Origin of the sequence: Sinomonas sp. (genome assembly GCF_051955515.1) — a bacterium.
Classification (GTDB): Bacteria; Actinomycetota; Actinomycetes; order Actinomycetales; family Micrococcaceae; genus Sinomonas.
The window spans coordinates 1-15306 of the sequence record NZ_JBQCGQ010000022.1 but is presented as its reverse complement, the minus strand read 5'-3'; the positions used below and the strand labels follow the sequence as shown (position 1 = coordinate 15306).

Genomic DNA, 15306 nt, shown 5'->3' with positions numbered 1-15306 from the left:
GATCTGGGCGCAAACGTAGGTCTTCGCCGAAAACTTCGGCCGTCGCGCCCCGCTTGCGCCTACAGTTTTGGTGGGTGGGGACCGTGAAAAGGTGACGGCGCAAAGCAAAACCGAAGCGCCTGCGTGACGCCCGTCACCCCTTCCCGCTAGGATGAGCCCAGTTAGTCGCCATTAACTGAAGGAGCCTCATGCAACTCGCTGGTGCGACAGCGCTCGTCACGGGCGGGGCCTCCGGTCTGGGCGCCGCGACGGTGCGACGACTGCACGAGGGCGGTGCCGCCGTCGTCATCGTCGACCTGCCGGGAAGCCACGGCGCGGAGTACGCCGAGGAGCTCGCCGCGAACGGCGCCCCCGCCGCGTTCGCCGCCGCTGACGTGACCGACGAGGATCAGGTGGCGGCCGCCGTCGACCGCGCCGTGGGAAGCGAGCATTCGCTGCCGCCGCTGCGCGTCGTGGTCAATTGCGCGGGCATCGCGACGCCGGGCAAGGTGCTCGGGCGCGACGGCGTGCTCCCGCTTGAGCAGTTCGAACGCGTTGTGCGCGTGAACCTGTTCGGGACGTTCAACGTGGTGCGCCTCGCGGCCGCGGCGATGGCGCAGACCGATCCGGTGAGCACCGAGCTGGGCGGACCGGAGCGGGGGGTGATCGTGAACACGGCGTCGGTTGCCGCGTTCGACGGCCAGATCGGCCAGCCGGCGTACTCCGCGTCCAAAGGCGCAGTGCATGCCATGACCCTCCCCCTCGCCCGGGAACTGGCACGATCGCTCATCCGCGTGGTCACCATTGCGCCCGGGATCTTCGAGACTCCGATGATGGCGGGTCTTTCGCAGGAGGCACAGGAGTCGCTCGGGAAGCAGGTGCCGCACCCGGCTCGGCTCGGGCGGCCGGCCGAGTACGCGAACCTCGTTGCCCACATCGTGGACAACGCCATGCTCAACGGTGAGACGATCCGGCTCGACGGAGCGATCAGGATGGCCCCGCGATGACCCTCCCCGACGCTGACTACTACGACGTCCAAGCGCTCCTCGACCGCCGCGAGCGTGCGAAGCTCGCCGAGCTCCGCAACTTCCTCGCCGCCGAGGTCGCGCCGCACGCGCAGGGCTGGTGGGACCGGGAGGAGTTCCCGTTCGAGCTACTTCCCAAGCTCGGCTCGCTCGGCCTGTCCACGCCCCACCGCGCTCAGCCCGACCGGCCCGCCTACTCGCGGCTCTTCCATGGCCTCGTCATCGCCGAGCTCACGCGCGCCGACACGTCGATCGCCACGTTCTTCATGGTCCACCACGACCTGTTCGTCGAGGGGCTTCAGGCCTTCGGCACCCCAGAGCAGCGCGAGCGGTACCTCGCCGATGCCATGGCCCTCCGCACCACGGGGGCCTTCGCGCTGACGGAGCCGGAGCATGGGTCCGACGTCGCCCGGGGCCTCTCGCTGCGCGCTCGCCGCGAGGGGCAGGACTGGGTGCTCGACGGCGTCAAGCGGTGGATCGGCAACGGCACCTTCGCCGATCACCTGCTCGTGTGGGCGCGCGTTGCCGGCGGCCCGGACGACGGTCAGCTCCGCTGCTTCATCGTCGCTGGGGACTCGCCGGGGCTCACGCGGAGCAAGATCGAGCACAAGATCGCGCTGCGGACCGTCCAGAATGCGGACCTGGCGTTCGACGGCGTTCGCGTCACCGAGGCTGATCGCTTCCCCGGCGTCGCGTCGTTCGACGACGCGCGGACCCTCCTGCTCAGCTCGCGCCTCCTCGTGGCGTGGCAGGCGGTGGGGCAGCAGCTCGCGGCGTTCGACGTCGCCCGGAAGTACGCCGTCGGGCGGGAGCAGTTCGGGAGGCCGCTCGCCTCGTTCCAGCTCGTGCAGGGTCAGCTCACGCAGATGCTGGGCAACGCGACGGCGTCGATGGCCATGCTCGCCCAGCTCGCGCGGCTCCAGGACACAGAAGAGGCGACGATGCCGCGCGTTGCCCTCGCGAAGGCCTGGGCGACGGCGCGGATGCGCGAGACTGTGGCCCTTGGCCGGGCGATCCTCGGTGGGAACGGGATCGTCTCCGACTATCGGATGGCCAAGATCTTCGCCGACGCCGAGGCCGTCTACACGTATGAGGGGACGTTCGAGGTCAACACCCTCATCGCGGGTCGAGACGCGACGGGCCTCTCGGCCTTCACCTAACCCCCCATCTCCGTTTCGGGTACGGCTACTGCCCTCCTCAGCCAATTCGGGTACGGCTACTCACCTGGCCTCGTACCCGTGGTGAAGGAGAGGCGACTTATCTGTACCCGAAACGGTTAGGGTTCGGGGTTCGGCATCTTCTCCCCGGCCTCGACGGGGAGGTCCAGGGAGTTGTCCCTGACGGGCATAGGGCACGTGCCGTACGGCGTGAACGCACTCGGATAGTTGATCGCGCGGTTGAAGTCGAGGATCACGGTGCCGTCCGGGCGAGGGCGGCCTGTGGTGACTTTGCGCCAGTCGTCGGTGGTCTTGCCGTTGGTCTCGTCGTGGAACGTGATGGTCAGGTCACCGAGCCGGCCCTGCTCGGCCTGGAGCCGGTATTCGTGGCCGTTGCGGTGGAACACGACCTCGCCGGCGGAGAGATGGATGCCGTCCACGAGCGGGTTCGCGGTGGAGATGGGGACCTCGCGCGGCGCGGAATACGGCTCCCACACGGCCTCGATGACCCACTCGGGATCGAAGTCGTAAACCGGCACCCCCTGGAATTCGGTGAGGGTCGGCGATTGCGAGTCGCGCGTCCGGATGGCGTACCGGCCGCCTCGCATCACCAGTTCCACAAGGATCGTCCCGTACCGCACCCAATCGAGGGATTCCTCGTTGGCGAGGTGGGCGCTGAAGGTCCCGTCGACGGGGTCGCCCTCCTCGTCGAACACGAGGCCCTCGTCGGCGCGGGCGGTCAGCACCGCCGTTTCGAGCCCCACGGACTCGGACGTGGACCAGAGTCCCGGCACGAACTCGACGGGGGACGGCTCGGGGTCGAGCCATTGGAGCGAGGTCAGGGTGAGCCACCCATGCTCCTCGGCGAGCGCCTTGTTGCGGTTCTCGCGGAAGCGCTGCCAGCGGGCGAGCTGCTCGGCGTCGGTGCCGGCGTTCTGCACAGTGGTGTCCGTCATGCACCCACCTTGGCCCTGCCGAAGGATTCCGGCAAGGCTTTGCGCGGGTCAGGCGCGGCCGGCCTCGAGCACGGCCGCGACGCCGAAGGCTCCGAGCACGGTCCCCGTCACACGGTCGATCCACTTGCGGAACGCCGGCCCCTCGAGCCACTTGCGGAAGAAGTGGGCCGCGGCGACGATCGCGATGAACCAGATGATCGCCTCGATGTTGCTCACCACGGTCAGCATGAGCCCCATCCACACGGGCGGGACGCCCGGGACGAGGAACTGGGGGATGACGGCGATGCAGAACATCCCGTACTTGGGATTGAGCAGGTTCGAGACGAGGCCCTTGGCCCAGGTTCGCCCGAGGGGCTCGTACGCGAGGTGAGCGAGTCCCAAAGGTGCCTCGCCGCCGTCGTTCGTTGTGCCCCGGTTCTTCACAAACGACGCACGCCACAGGGTCACTCCGAGCCACGCCATGTAGGCGGCCCCGGCGTAGCGGAGCACGTCGTAGGCGACCGTGGACACGGTCAGCAGCGCCGAGACGCCGGTCGCCGCGGCAGCGCCCCACACGAACGCCCCGGAGATCATGCCCAGCGCGGCAATGTAGGCGTGCCGCCGGCCCTGGCTGAGGGTGTAGCGGAGCACGAGGGCCGTGTCCGTCCCGGGGATCACCGTGATGAGCGCCGCGAGCGCGGCAAAACCGAGCAGGGAGTCTTGGAGCGTCACCCCTCAAGGATAGGTCGCGCCTAGAGTGGCCTTCATGCCCAGCTACCGCGCCGTTCTGCAGATCACAGGCCTCCGGCCAGGCAACCCGCCCGAGCGCGTGATGGAGGCCGCAGCCGAGGCTCTGGGCTCCCGGCACCTGGTCGAGGCGACCCAGCTCAACGTGGTGCGCGGCGTCCCCGAGATCACCCTGCGCTTCCTTGTGGAGGCAGCGAACGACGACGACGAACTCGCCGCCGCGCGCGAGTCGGCCTTCGCGATGCACGACGCCGTAGAGGACGTTGCGAGGACAGGCCGCCTCAGGCTGTTGCGCCAGCGGCGCGGTAAGTGGGTGCCCGTCGGCTGAGCGGCTCTAGCTACCGGTCACGAAGCGGCCACGAAGACGTCCGCCATGTCCGGCGTGCGGAGGACAAACTCAACCAGCTCGACGGTTTCGGTGTCCGCGCCACGCACGGCGTCCACCGCGGTGCGCGCGACCACGCGGGGATCCCACCCGTAGATGCCCGCGGAGATGGCAGGGAAGGCCACGGACGTCGCGCCGAGGCTGTCGGCGAGGGCGAGGCTCTCCTCGAAGGCGGAGTGCAGGAGGCCCGGGTCCCGCTGCCCGGCATGCCAGTTGGGGCCCACGGTGTGGATCACCCACCGGGCGGGGAGCCGGAAGGCTGGGGTTGCCACGGCGTGCCCCACGGGGAGCCCGTCGCGGTACTCTTTCTCGCGCAGCGCCTGGCACGCCGCAAGGAGCTCCGGGCCGGCGGCTCGATGGATGGCGCCGTCGACCCCGCCGCCCCCGAGGAGCGAACTGTTGGCGGCGTTGACCATCGCGTCGACTCGACGGGTGGTGATGTCACCCGTGACAATGTCGATCCTCATGCGACCAGTTTGTCCCATAACTGGATTTGCGCCAATGGCCTCTGATGGGACGAGGGCACAAGGGTAGAAAGCCTCCAGCGGTTCACCGCTGCCCGATCGGCGTGATGACGAGCTCGTCGATGCGGACGTGCGCCGGGCTGTCCAGGACGAACTGGACCGACCGGGCCACGTCCTCGGCGCTCAGCATGGTGGCGCGCTGTTCCTCGCCAGGGACATTCGGCCGCAGGGACAGGAACTCGGTGTCCACATCGCCGGGACAAAGGTGGCATGCCTTGATCCCGTTTATGCCCTCCTGGTCGTTGAGGGACGCCACCAGCATGCCGAGCGCGGCCTTGCCCGACATATAGGCGGCGCCCGCGCCGGGGGTGAAGCGCCACGCGGAGTACGAGGAGACCACCACAAGGCCACCCCGCCCGAGCGACCTCATCCCCGGGAGCACCAGGTCGATGACCCGGGCCACGGCCGTGAGGTTGGTGTCGATGATGGCCGCGAACTCGTCGAGGGACTGGTCGGCCCAGGTCCGCCGCGGGGCGTTCAGTCCCGCAGCGATGACCGCGTCGGTGACGGGGCCCCATTCGTCAACGATCCGATCGTGGGCTTCCCGCAGCGCGTCGGCGTCCCGCACGTTCACGGGAACCTCGAGCGCCTCGCCGCCCTGCTCGCGGATGGCTCGGGCCGCCGCGGCCACCGCCCCTGCTCGCCGCCCGCTGACCGCGACCTTCCATCCCGAGCGGGAAGCCGCAAGCGCCGCCGCCCGTCCCATTCCGCTTCCGCCGCCCGTGACCCACAGAATCCGTTGATTTCCCACGGACGCCACCCTAGACCGCCGGCGCTTCCTTCAACTCGAGCCGGCTGCGGAACTCGGTCTCGCGGCCGGTGAAGGGGTCGCGGAAGCGGATCGCGCGGGCGAGGAGCTGGAGGGGCTTTGCGTAGTCGTCCGGCGCCTTGTCGAGGAGGACGGGGTAGAAGGGATCGTGCATGATCCCGAGCCCCAGGCCGGCCATGTGCACGCGGAGCTGGTGGGTCTTGCCCGTGTGGGGTTCGAGCCGGAACAGCGCGCGATCGGCCGCGCCTTGGGCGAGGCTCACCCGGGTCTCCGCATTCGGCTCGCCCTCCACGACGCCCGCGAGCAGGTAGTCGCGCGACTTCACCATCCGATTGCGCACGACGACGGGCGAGGCGAACCGCTCCAGCAGCTGCCCGCCGTCGTCCGCGGCCTCCGAAGGAAGCAGCGACACACATTCGTACTCCTTCTGCACCTGCCGCCGCTCGAAGAGCACTTGGTACCTCCCGCGCGTCTCGGGGTTCGCGGCGAAGAGCAGGACGCCGGCTGTCATCCGGTCGAGGCGGTGAATCGGCACGAGGTCCGGGAGCTCGAGTTCGTTGCGGAGCCGCACGAGCGCCGACTCCTGGATGTAGGTGCCGCCGGGCTTCGTTGGGAGGAAATGCGGCTTGTCCACGACGATGAGATGGTCGTCGCGGTGGAGCACGCTGAGCTCGACGGGAAGCCGCGCCTCCGTCGGGAGCGTCCGGTAGTACCAGATGAAGGTGTGCTCATCCAGCGGGGTGCGTCGATGCAGGGGCGAGCCGTCGGCGGCGACGATCTCGCCGTCGTCGAACCTCCTGAGGATCCCCTCGGGGTCCACATGGCCCCAGCGGTGCAGCATGTAGTCGAGCGCGGTCTCCCACGGCCCCTCGGCGGGGAGGCGCAGGCGTGTGGCGTTGACGCCGTCGCGCACGGGGAGGGGGGATTTCACGGCTTCAAGGATACCGGCCAGCATGCGGACGCTCCGAGCGCCCGGGCAGAACGCTGGGGTATCCTCAGGCGCTGAGTAAACCCCAGGCTCACAGTATCCGGCGTCGCGTACGAGCCCCGATCCCCTGTGGAGTGCCCGCATGCCCCCGTTCTCCTCGGTTGACCACGCAGATGTGACCTCCGGGCCCGGCCCCGCGGCCGAGCTGCGTGCCGACGTCCGCCGCGTCTCGACCCTCCTCGGCGAGTCCCTCGTCCGGCAGCACGGGCCGGAGCTCCTGCGGCTCGTCGAAGAGGTGCGGCTCCTCACGAAGGAGTCCAAGGAAGCCGCGCGCGGAGGCGCGGGCGCGCTGGGGCCGTGGAACGCGGCCGACGTCGCAGCCCAGGTCCGCGAGCTCCTCGCCTCCCTGCCGCTGGACGAGGCGACTGAGTTGGTGCGCGCCTTCGCGTTCTACTTCCACCTGTCGAATGCGGCCGAGCAGCTGCACCGGGTGCGTGAGCTCGGCGAGCGTCGGGAGGACGACGGCTGGCTTGCCACCGCGGTGAGGGACATCGCCGAGCAGGCCGGGCCCGAGGTGCTCCAAGAAGTCGTGGAATCGCTCGATGTGCGTCCGGTGTTCACCGCGCACCCCACGGAAGCGTCGCGGCGCTCGGTGCTGGACAAGCTGCGCGCCGTGTCCAGGATCCTGTCCGTGCCTTCGGCCGAGGGCACGGGACTGCGTCACCGGCAGGACCGCCACCTGGCCGAGATCATCGACCAGATGTGGCAGACCGACGAGCTGCGCCAGGTGCGGCCCACGCCCGTGGACGAGGCCCGCAACGCCGTCTACTACCTCGGGCAGATCCTGACGGGACCGCTCCCCGAGGTGCTCGACGAGCTCTCGGGCCGGCTCGCCGAGCACGGCGTCGCGCTTCCCGCGACGGCGTCCCCGCTGCGGTTCGGCTCGTGGATCGGCGGCGACCGGGACGGCAACCCCAACGTGACCCCCGATGTCACCCGCGAGATCCTCGCGCTCCAGAACCAGCAGGCCGTGCGGATCGCTGTGCAGCTTGTGGACGAGCTGATCAGCTTCCTCTCGAACTCGACCGCGCTCGCCGGCGCCGAGCCCGAGCTGCTCGAGTCGATCGACGCGGACCTCGCGAAGCTTCCCGGCCTCGACAAGCGAGTCCTCGAGCTCAACGCGCAGGAGCCGTACCGGCTCAAGCTCACGTGCATCAAGGCGAAGCTCCTCAACACGGGCCGCCGCGTTGCCGCCGGGACCGCGCACGAGCCGGGCCGCGACTACGCCGCGACGAGCCAGTTCGCCGAGGACCTCGCCGTGCTCGACCGTTCCCTCCGCCTTCACGCGGCAGAGCTGGCGGCCGACGGCGTCCTGGCCACCGTGCGCAGGGTCGTCGCCTCGTTCGGGCTCCACCTTGCGACGGTCGACATCCGCGAGCACGCCGACTACCATCACGAGGCCGTGGGCCTCCTCCTCGATCCGCTCGGCGAGCTGTCCCGCCCGTATCTTGAGCTCCCTCGGGCCGAGCGTCGGCGCGTCCTCGCGCTCGAGCTCGGAAGCCGCCGCCCCCTGTCCGGGCACCCGGTCGAGCTGCCGGGCCACGCGGCCCGCGTGTACGAGACGATGCGCGTGATCCGCCAGGCCCGGCGCGTGTACGGGCCGGACGTCATCGAGACGTACATCGTGTCCATGACCCGCGGCGCCGACGACGTCCTGGCTCCCGCGCTCCTCGCCCGCGAGGCCGGTCTCGTGCGACTGTACGGGGATGCGCCGTACGCGCACATCGGCTTCGCACCGCTGCTCGAGACGGTGGAGGAGCTGCGGGCCTCGGCCGAGATCATCGACCAGCTGCTCTCCGAGCCGGCCTATCGCGAGATCGTGCGGCTGCGGGGCGACGTGCAGGAGGTCATGCTCGGGTACTCGGACTCCAACAAGGAATCTGGCGTGCTCACCAGTCAGTGGGAGATCCACAAGACCCAGCGCAAGCTGCGCGATGTCGCAGCGCGTCATGGCGTGCGGCTGCGGTTGTTCCACGGGCGAGGCGGCTCAGTGGGCCGCGGCGGCGGCCCCACCTACGACGCGATCATGGCCCAGCCGAACGGTGTCCTCGAGGGCGAGATCAAGTTCACCGAGCAGGGCGAGGTGATCAGCGACAAGTACTCGCTGCCCGAGCTCGCGCGGGAGAACCTCGAGCTGTCGCTTGCCGCCGTCATGCGCGCTTCCGCCCTTCACCGCGCCCCGCGCACCACCGTCGACGAGCGCGAGCGCTACGCCGATCTGATGGACCTCATCTCCGACGCCGCCTTCGCGAGGTATCGGAAGCTCATCGACGACCCCGACCTTCCCGCGTACTTCGTCTCCTCGACGCCGGTTGAGCAGCTCGGGCAGCTCAACATCGGCTCCCGGCCCTCGAAGCGGCCGGACTCCGGTGCCGGGCTCGAGGGCCTCCGGGCCATTCCGTGGGTGTTCGGCTGGACGCAGTCGCGCCAGATCATCCCCGGCTGGTTCGGCGTCGGCTCGGGCCTCCGTGCAGCGCGCGAGGCCGGGAAGGACGCCGAGCTCCGCGAGATCATGGAACGCTGGCCGTTCTTCCAGTCGGTCATCTCCAACGTGGAGATGACGCTCGCGAAGACCGACCTCGAGATCGCCTCGCACTACGTCTCCTCGCTCGTGCCGCGCGAGCTGCACCGCATCTTCGAGGACATCCGCGCCGAGTACGAGCTCACGGTGGTCGAGGTGGAGCGGCTGACGGGGGAGCGGGATCTCCTCGAGGCCGCGCCGACCCTCAAGCGCACCCTGGAGATCCGCGACCAGTACCTCGACCCGATCAGCTACCTCCAAGTCGAGCTCCTGCGGCGCATCCGCGAGCAGGCCGACTCCGGCGTTTCGGGCCAGGAGATCGACGAGCGGCTCCAACGTGCGCTGCTCATCACGATCAACGGCGTCGCGGCCGGCCTCCGCAACACGGGGTAGCGCCGGCTTCACATCGTTTGCTCAGGCAACGTGCCTACCATCTGGGCCATGACAGGGGACGCGATCCTCGAGGTCCACGATCTCGTGGTCCGCTATGGCTCTCAGAGGGCCGTGGATGGGCTGAGCTTCACCGTGCTCCGCGGGGAGATCTTCGGGCTCCTCGGGCCTAACGGCGCGGGCAAAACGTCGACGCTCAACGTGATCGAGGGTCTCCGGCGGGCCGATGCGGGCAGTGTGATGGTCGAGGGCATCGACGCCGCGCACGCTCCGCTGTCGATCAAGGCGATGCTCGGCGTGCAGCTCCAGGCCTCGAGCTTCCAGCCCGAGCTCACGATCGAGCAGATCACCCGCCTCTACGCCGGCCTCTATGCCGTCAAGCTCACCCGTCGCCAGATCCTGGACCGGCTCCAGGCCGCGGGCCTCGGGCAGGAGGCGGCCAAGCCGTTCCGGAAGCTCTCCGGAGGGCAGCAGCAGCGCTTCTCGCTCATGGTCGCCACGCTCCACGACGCCCGGATCCTCCTGCTGGACGAGCCGACCACGGGTCTCGACCCGCAGTCCCGCCGGCAGCTGTGGGACCGGATCGAGGATTCGCGCGGCGCGGGCGGCAGCGTCCTGCTGACGACTCATTCCATGGAGGAGGCGCAGGCCGTCTGCGACCGCGTGGCCATCATGGACCACGGGAGGCTCCTCGCGCTGGGGTCGCCCAGGGAACTCGTGGACGAGCATCGGTCCGACCCGCGCGTGGTCGCCGTCGCCCGCGGCGACGTGACCCTCGAAGACGTCTTCATCGGACTCACCGGAAGGACCGTCCGTGACTGAGGCACTCAAGGCCCGTGCGCCGTCGTACTCCTCCGCCCTCCGCGCCCTCCTGACAGCGGACGCGACGGTCCTCATGCGAAGCCGCCAAGTGGTGATCCTGAACTTCCTCGTGCCGATCGTGATCCTGTTCATCACGAATCGCGGGCGCTTCGGGAATCCCGGGTTCCTCATCGGCATGGCGCTCACGTATGGGCTCGTGTCCTCGGGGGTCATTGGCTACCCGACCTCGGTGGCGCGGGACCGTGAAGCCGGCGTCTTCCAGCGGCTGCGCGTCACCCCCGCGCCCTCGTGGGCCATCATGGCGAGCCGGCTCTCCGTCCAGTTCGCGGCGGATCTGGTGATGGCCGTCGTCGTCATGATCGTCGGGAGCGTGCTGCATGGGGTGACCTTCACCGTTGGCGAATACGTGCTCATCTTGGCGATCTCGCTCCTCGGCGCCGCGGAATTCCTCGCGATGGGGCAGACCCTCGTAGGGCTCTTGAAATCGCTCGGGACGATCAACGCCGTGGCCCGGCTCCTCTACATCGCCCTGTTCCTCACCGGAATCCTCGGCACCACCGGGATCCTCGGCAGCGACTTCCAGACCTTCTCCGAATGGACCCCGGTGGGCGCGCTCATGGACCTCTTCTCCGCGGCGGCCAACACCGCTGCCTGGTCCGTGCAGAACACCTGGCAGCTGATCGCGTGCTTCGGATACGCGGCAGTCTTCGCCGTCCTGGGCATCAGGTGGTTCCGGTGGGAGGCCACCTAGTTCCAGACTGGAAGTGGCAAGGGGCGGTGCCCTCTTGCTGAAGGATGCTGGACGTTGAAGTGCGTCAGGAGAGGGAGGCACGATGTCAGATCTGACTAGGTGGTTCGACCCGCGCAAGGGCCCGTTCGATCTGTTCGAGCGGCTCTTCGAGGGTGAGGGAGGGACGGCAGGGATCAAGGTCGAGGAGCACATGGACGGCAACGACCTCGTTGTCCGCGCCGAGCTCCCCGGGGTTGATCCTGAGACCGACGTCGACGTGAGCGTCGCCGACGGTGCGCTGACCATCCAGGCGCGGCGCGAGGAGAACCAGGAGCGCAAGGAGAAGTACGGGTACCGGAGCGAGTTCCGCTACGGGTCGTTCTCCCGCACAGTCAAGCTCCCCGAGGGCGCCACAGCGGATGACGTGAGCGCGACCTATACCGACGGCGTCCTCGAGGTCAGGGTCCCCGTCCCTGAGCAGAAGGCGCAGCAGATTTCGACCAAGATCCAGGTCAAGCGCACCTAGCTGCTCTGGTCCATACAGCGGGAGCCGGGTCTATTGAGGGACTTGGCTCCCGCTGTCCTGTGCGCGGTTCTTCGCGATGAAGAGGGCGGCCTGCGTCCGCCGTTCGTAGCCGAGCTTCGCGAGCAGCGACGAAACGTAGTTCTTGACCGTCTTCTCGGCCAGGAACAGGTGAGTGCCGATCTCGCGGTTGGTCAGGCCCTGGCCGATGAGCTCGAGGACCCGGCGCTCCTGGGGGCTCAGGAGCTCAAGTCGGGGGTCGACGTGCTCGGCGGGAGCCAGCCCGGCGATGATCTTGGCCTTCACGGCGGGGTTGAACAACGACTCGCCATGGGCTGCCCTTCGCAACGCCGTGACAAGTTCGGTCCCGCGGATCTCCTTGAGCACATAGCCGCTGGCCCCAGCGAGGACGGCGCCGCGGAGGGACTGGTCGTCGTCGTAGCTTGTGAGCATCACACAGGCGAGCGACGGGTCCACGGCGTGCACGTCGCGGCATACCTCGATCCCGGTTCCGTCGGGGAGCCGGACGTCCAGCACTGACACGTCCGGCCGGAGGGCGGGGATCCGGCGCGCGGCCTCGGCGGCGCTGCCCGACGTTCCGATGACCTCGAAGCCCTCGTCCTCGAGCAGCTCTTGCAGGCCACGGCGGACGAGCTCGTGGTCGTCCAGGATGAAAACCCTGAGTCTTCCGTCCTGATTCTCTTCAATGGGCATGACGAGTCCCTCGACATTCTTCTGTGCCGTCGCCAACTCCTTCAGCTGCTCCATTCTTTCCCAGCTCTCCCAAGACTCAATAGGGACTTTGGGTCGTACTCTGTGGTCAGGCGGCTGCATCTTCGCGGCCGCCCATGGGACGGAGGTCTGACGATGATCTACTCGGGCGGCATGGGCTTGGGTGGAATCTGGCTCATCATCCTGCTGGTGATCGTGATTGCGCTGCTCGTGCTCATTGCGGTGCGGCTCTTCACCGGGCCGGCTCAGCACTGGGACCGGCGGATGCCCCCTCCCACAGTCCCGCCGATGCCCGGGCATCCGCCGGGGGTGCCCCTCGACACGCCGCCCTCGGCTCAGAACCGGGCCCGGGACATCCTGGACGAGCGCCTGGCTCGGGGCGAGATCACTCCTGAGCAGTACCGGGAGCTGAGGCGGGCCATCGAGGAGCAGTAGCCGGCCTACCCCTGGCGCTCCTGTCCGCTTGTCGGTTCCCAACCAGTCGGGAACCGAACTCGAATCTGTCCTTGACAAAAAGATTTGTCGGTGGCCACACTGGAGACATGCAAGACGTCATCGTCATCGAGAATCCGGCTGCAGCCGCCGTGAGCTTGGACCCGCTTCGGGCCACGCTCCTGCGCGAGCTCGCAGAACCGTCCTCGGCGGCAGGCCTGGCCGCGAAGGTCGGCCTTCCGCGCCAGAAGGTGAATTACCATCTGCGAGCCCTCGAGGAGCACGGCCTCGTGCAGCTTGTCGAGGAGCGGCGCAAGGGCAACGTCATGGAACGGGTGCTCCAGGCGACGGCGGCGGCCTACGTCATCTCGCCGGCCGCGCTCGCAGCGGTGGAACCGGACCCCGTCCGCCTCCGCGACCGTTTCAGCGCGTACTGGATGTTGGCTCTTGCCGCCCGGATGGTCCACGAGGTCGGGCGTCTGATCAGCGGCGCGACCGCGGCGAAGCAACAGCTGGCCACCTTCGCGGTCGACGGGGAGATCGTCTTCGCCTCCGCGTCATCCCGTGCCGCCTTCGTCGAGGAGCTGGGTCGCGAGATGGCCCGCCTCGCTGCGAAGTACCACGAACCCAACGCGCCCGGCGGTCGCCGACACCGGATCGTCGTGGCGCTCCACCCCAGTCTCAAGTCCGATCAGGAACCCCGCGAGGAGATTCAGCCATGAGCCATGAATTCGAGATTGTCCAGGACGTCCTCATCAAGGCAACGCCCGAGCAGATCTGGAAGGCCGTCACCGAGGACACGTCCGCCTGGATGTTCCCCACCGAGCAGTGGCCGGCCGTCCGGACCGTGGACGACTACCCCAAGCACCTCGTGTCCCGCATGGAGGGGCCGGACGGCTGGTACAACCAGCTGGAGCACGTCCTCACTCCGGGCCCGGACGGCACGTACCTGCACTACGTCCACTCGGGAGTGATGACGGACAACTGGGAGCAGCAGTACGACGGCGCCGCCAAGCACACCGTCTTCTACCTCCACACCCTCGGCCAGTACCTCGAACACTTCGACGGCCGCGCCGTTGCCTACAGCGAGGTCCGCGGCCCCGACGCCGCTGCCGAGCCTGACGCCTTCGAGCGACTTGTGAAGCACCTCGGCCTCGACGCCTCGATCGCGGGCGAGAAGCGCGAGCTTCCCCTCCCGACGCTCAACGTCATGGCTCCCGACCACGTGGAGACCACGGTCGATTTCCGCAACGACAATTTCCTTGGCCTTCGCACCGACAGCGCGCTCATCCGGGTGTTCGGCCGCAACGCGTTCGGGGACCGCGTGGGCCTCACCGTCCACGATTTCTCACTCGACGGCGCCACACCGGAGGAGCGGGCCGAACGCGCCCAGGCGAGCACGGCGGCATGGACCGAGTGGCTCGCGGACGTCTACGCCTGAGGCGTCACGGTACGGGCTGGCAGCGCGGGCAGAAATAGATGTCCCGCTCGCGCTGCAGATCCTCGCCGAGGGTCCCGTGCTCGATCCGCGTGTGGCAGCGCAGGCAGGGCCGCCCGGCCCGCCCGTACACCCATGAGTCGTTCCGCGGCCCGAATCCGCCGGTCGTGTTCCGCGACCGGGCCTTGTTCGCCTCGAGCAGCCGCTTGGCGGTCGCGATGAGCGCGGGCAGATCGCGCACCGCGGACACGGGCGCCGCAGGGTGGACCCGCGCGAGGAAGCACAGCTCGTTTCGGTAGATGTTCCCGATCCCGGCGAGGTTGCGCTGGTCCAGGAGCGCGAGGCCGACGGCGCGATCCGGTTGCGCTCGCAGGTTCGCCTCCGCTTGGCCCGGGTCCCAGTCGGGTCCGAGCAGGTCGGGCCCGAGATGGCCGACGACGGTGTCCTCCTCCGCGGTCGGGATCACCTCGAGCACGCCGAGGGAGAATCCAACGGCGCTGATCCCGTCCTCGGCCCTGAGGACGGCGCGCGCGGTGTGCGCGGGTTTCCGCCATCGCTCGCCGGGACCGTAGACCTGCCAGCTGCCCTCCATCTTGAGGTGCGAGTGGATGCTGAGCGGTGCTGCGCTGTCGGGGGAGGCCACCCGGTGCAGCAGGTGCTTTCCCCGCGAGATGACTTCGAGAACGGTCCAGCCGGAGAGGTCGAGGGTCGCGAACGCGGGGACGCGGAAGTCCGACTGGGTGAGGCGCTTTCGCGCGAGGGCAGCATGCATGCGCGTGGCCGCCTGCCAGACGTTGTCGCCCTCAGGCATCGCGCCGCCCGCGAGTTCGATCAGCCACGGATCCGGACCCCTCGCGGCGTCGAGTAGGCGCCCGCGGAGGTGAGGGCGTGGGCGAGGGGCGTATCGAGCAGGTCCCGTCCATTGACCTTCTCCATGACGAGCTTGTCTACGGCGCCTGACCGGACCACTCCGACGAGCGCCTCGGCCGCGGGACTGAGCACCTCGGGGAGGTCCGTGAAGGCGAGCAGCGTCTTGCCGCCGCGCTCCACGTAGAGGGCCAGGCCGCCGTCGACCATCACCACGAGCGCGCCGGCCTTCCGCCCGGGGCGGTGACCCGTGGCGGCGTCCGCGATCTCCGGCCACGCGAGGGCCGCGCCGTAGGGGTTGGCGGGATCGGTTGCGGCGAGGGCGAGGCTTCGGCGGGGGCG

18 protein-coding genes are annotated in these 15306 nt (G+C 69.0%); 10 read left to right on the top strand and 8 right to left on the bottom strand.

Annotation, left to right across the window (positions count from 1 at the left end; all coding sequences use genetic code 11):
* Positions 1–188 precede the first annotated feature (188 nt).
* Positions 189–986: an SDR family NAD(P)-dependent oxidoreductase gene (locus tag ACTHL9_RS01130; protein WP_440516786.1), complete on the top strand. Its 798-nt coding sequence runs from the start codon at positions 189–191 to the stop codon at positions 984–986.
* The gene (locus ACTHL9_RS01125) at positions 983–2164 is read left to right on the top strand and encodes an acyl-CoA dehydrogenase family protein (protein ID WP_440516785.1); all 1182 of its coding nucleotides are present in this window, start codon (positions 983–985) and stop codon (positions 2162–2164) included. The genes ACTHL9_RS01130 and ACTHL9_RS01125 overlap by 4 nt, the downstream gene beginning before the upstream one ends.
* Positions 2165–2280: 116 nt before the next feature.
* On the opposite strand, the gene ACTHL9_RS01120 is transcribed toward ACTHL9_RS01125, so the two are convergent.
* Together ACTHL9_RS01120 and ACTHL9_RS01115 are read right to left on the bottom strand one after the other, a co-directional pair.
* Positions 2281–3117 (bottom strand): DUF1684 domain-containing protein, encoded by an 837-nt coding sequence (locus tag ACTHL9_RS01120; protein ID WP_440516784.1) that lies wholly within the window; start codon positions 3115–3117, stop codon positions 2281–2283.
* 48 nt (positions 3118–3165) lie between these two features.
* Positions 3166–3828, bottom strand: coding sequence for a LysE family translocator (locus tag ACTHL9_RS01115; RefSeq protein ID WP_440516783.1), 663 nt, complete (start codon positions 3826–3828; stop codon positions 3166–3168).
* Positions 3829–3862: 34 nt separating this feature from the next.
* Between ACTHL9_RS01115 and ACTHL9_RS01110 the strand changes: the two genes are divergently transcribed.
* The gene (locus ACTHL9_RS01110; protein ID WP_440516782.1) at positions 3863–4171 is read left to right on the top strand and encodes a hypothetical protein; all 309 of its coding nucleotides are present in this window, start codon (positions 3863–3865) and stop codon (positions 4169–4171) included.
* Between the two features lie 17 nt (positions 4172–4188).
* On the opposite strand, the gene ACTHL9_RS01105 is transcribed toward ACTHL9_RS01110, so the two are convergent.
* From ACTHL9_RS01105 to ACTHL9_RS01095, 3 genes are all read right to left on the bottom strand, one after another.
* Positions 4189–4695 (bottom strand): O-acetyl-ADP-ribose deacetylase, encoded by a 507-nt coding sequence (locus ACTHL9_RS01105; RefSeq protein WP_440516781.1) that lies wholly within the window; start codon positions 4693–4695, stop codon positions 4189–4191.
* Positions 4696–4777: 82 nt separating this feature from the next.
* Positions 4778–5503, bottom strand: coding sequence for an SDR family oxidoreductase (locus ACTHL9_RS01100; RefSeq protein WP_440516780.1), 726 nt, complete (start codon positions 5501–5503; stop codon positions 4778–4780).
* 10 nt (positions 5504–5513) lie between these two features.
* A complete protein-coding gene (locus ACTHL9_RS01095) occupies positions 5514–6452 on the bottom strand; it encodes a pseudouridine synthase (RefSeq protein WP_440516779.1) in 939 nt (312 codons plus the stop codon).
* Positions 6453–6591: 139 nt separating this feature from the next.
* On the opposite strand from ACTHL9_RS01095, the gene ppc reads away from it, so the two are divergent.
* The 4 genes from ppc to ACTHL9_RS01075 all read left to right on the top strand — a co-directional run bounded on the left by ppc (position 6592) and on the right by ACTHL9_RS01075 (position 11498).
* A complete protein-coding gene (ppc, locus tag ACTHL9_RS01090; RefSeq protein WP_440516778.1) occupies positions 6592–9423 on the top strand; it encodes a phosphoenolpyruvate carboxylase in 2832 nt (943 codons plus the stop codon).
* Positions 9424–9471: 48 nt separating this feature from the next.
* On the top strand, positions 9472–10242 hold the full coding sequence (locus tag ACTHL9_RS01085) for an ABC transporter ATP-binding protein (protein ID WP_440516777.1): 771 nt from the start codon (positions 9472–9474) through the stop codon (positions 10240–10242).
* Positions 10235–10993, top strand: coding sequence for an ABC transporter permease (locus ACTHL9_RS01080; protein WP_440516776.1), 759 nt, complete (start codon positions 10235–10237; stop codon positions 10991–10993). Before ACTHL9_RS01085 ends, ACTHL9_RS01080 begins: the two co-directional genes overlap by 8 nt.
* An 82-nt stretch (positions 10994–11075) precedes the next feature.
* Positions 11076–11498: an Hsp20/alpha crystallin family protein gene (locus ACTHL9_RS01075; protein ID WP_440516775.1), complete on the top strand. Its 423-nt coding sequence runs from the start codon at positions 11076–11078 to the stop codon at positions 11496–11498.
* A gap of 30 nt (positions 11499–11528) precedes the next feature.
* Here the strand turns inward: ACTHL9_RS01075 and ACTHL9_RS01070 are convergent, their stop codons facing one another.
* Entirely contained in the window at positions 11529–12209 is a 681-nt protein-coding gene (locus tag ACTHL9_RS01070; RefSeq protein ID WP_440516787.1) for a response regulator, read from the bottom strand.
* Positions 12210–12362: 153 nt separating this feature from the next.
* Here ACTHL9_RS01070 and ACTHL9_RS01065 point away from each other — a divergent pair, with 153 nt between their 5' ends.
* From ACTHL9_RS01065 to ACTHL9_RS01055, 3 genes are all read left to right on the top strand, one after another.
* Positions 12363–12662: an SHOCT domain-containing protein gene (locus ACTHL9_RS01065; protein ID WP_440516774.1), complete on the top strand. Its 300-nt coding sequence runs from the start codon at positions 12363–12365 to the stop codon at positions 12660–12662.
* Between the two features lie 107 nt (positions 12663–12769).
* A complete protein-coding gene (locus ACTHL9_RS01060) occupies positions 12770–13381 on the top strand; it encodes an ArsR/SmtB family transcription factor (RefSeq protein ID WP_440516773.1) in 612 nt (203 codons plus the stop codon).
* Complete coding sequence (locus ACTHL9_RS01055) at positions 13378–14100, top strand: SRPBCC domain-containing protein (RefSeq protein ID WP_440516772.1); 723 nt, start codon at positions 13378–13380, stop codon at positions 14098–14100. Before ACTHL9_RS01060 ends, ACTHL9_RS01055 begins: the two co-directional genes overlap by 4 nt.
* Positions 14101–14104: 4 nt before the next feature.
* Here ACTHL9_RS01055 and ACTHL9_RS01050 read toward each other — a convergent pair whose 3' ends face one another.
* Both ACTHL9_RS01050 and ACTHL9_RS01045 read right to left on the bottom strand, forming a co-directional pair.
* Complete coding sequence (locus ACTHL9_RS01050) at positions 14105–14908, bottom strand: DNA-formamidopyrimidine glycosylase family protein (RefSeq protein WP_440516771.1); 804 nt, start codon at positions 14906–14908, stop codon at positions 14105–14107.
* A gap of 20 nt (positions 14909–14928) precedes the next feature.
* Positions 14929–15306, bottom strand: a 378-nt coding sequence (locus tag ACTHL9_RS01045) for a hypothetical protein (RefSeq protein ID WP_440516770.1), incomplete at its 5' end; no start/stop codon positions are given.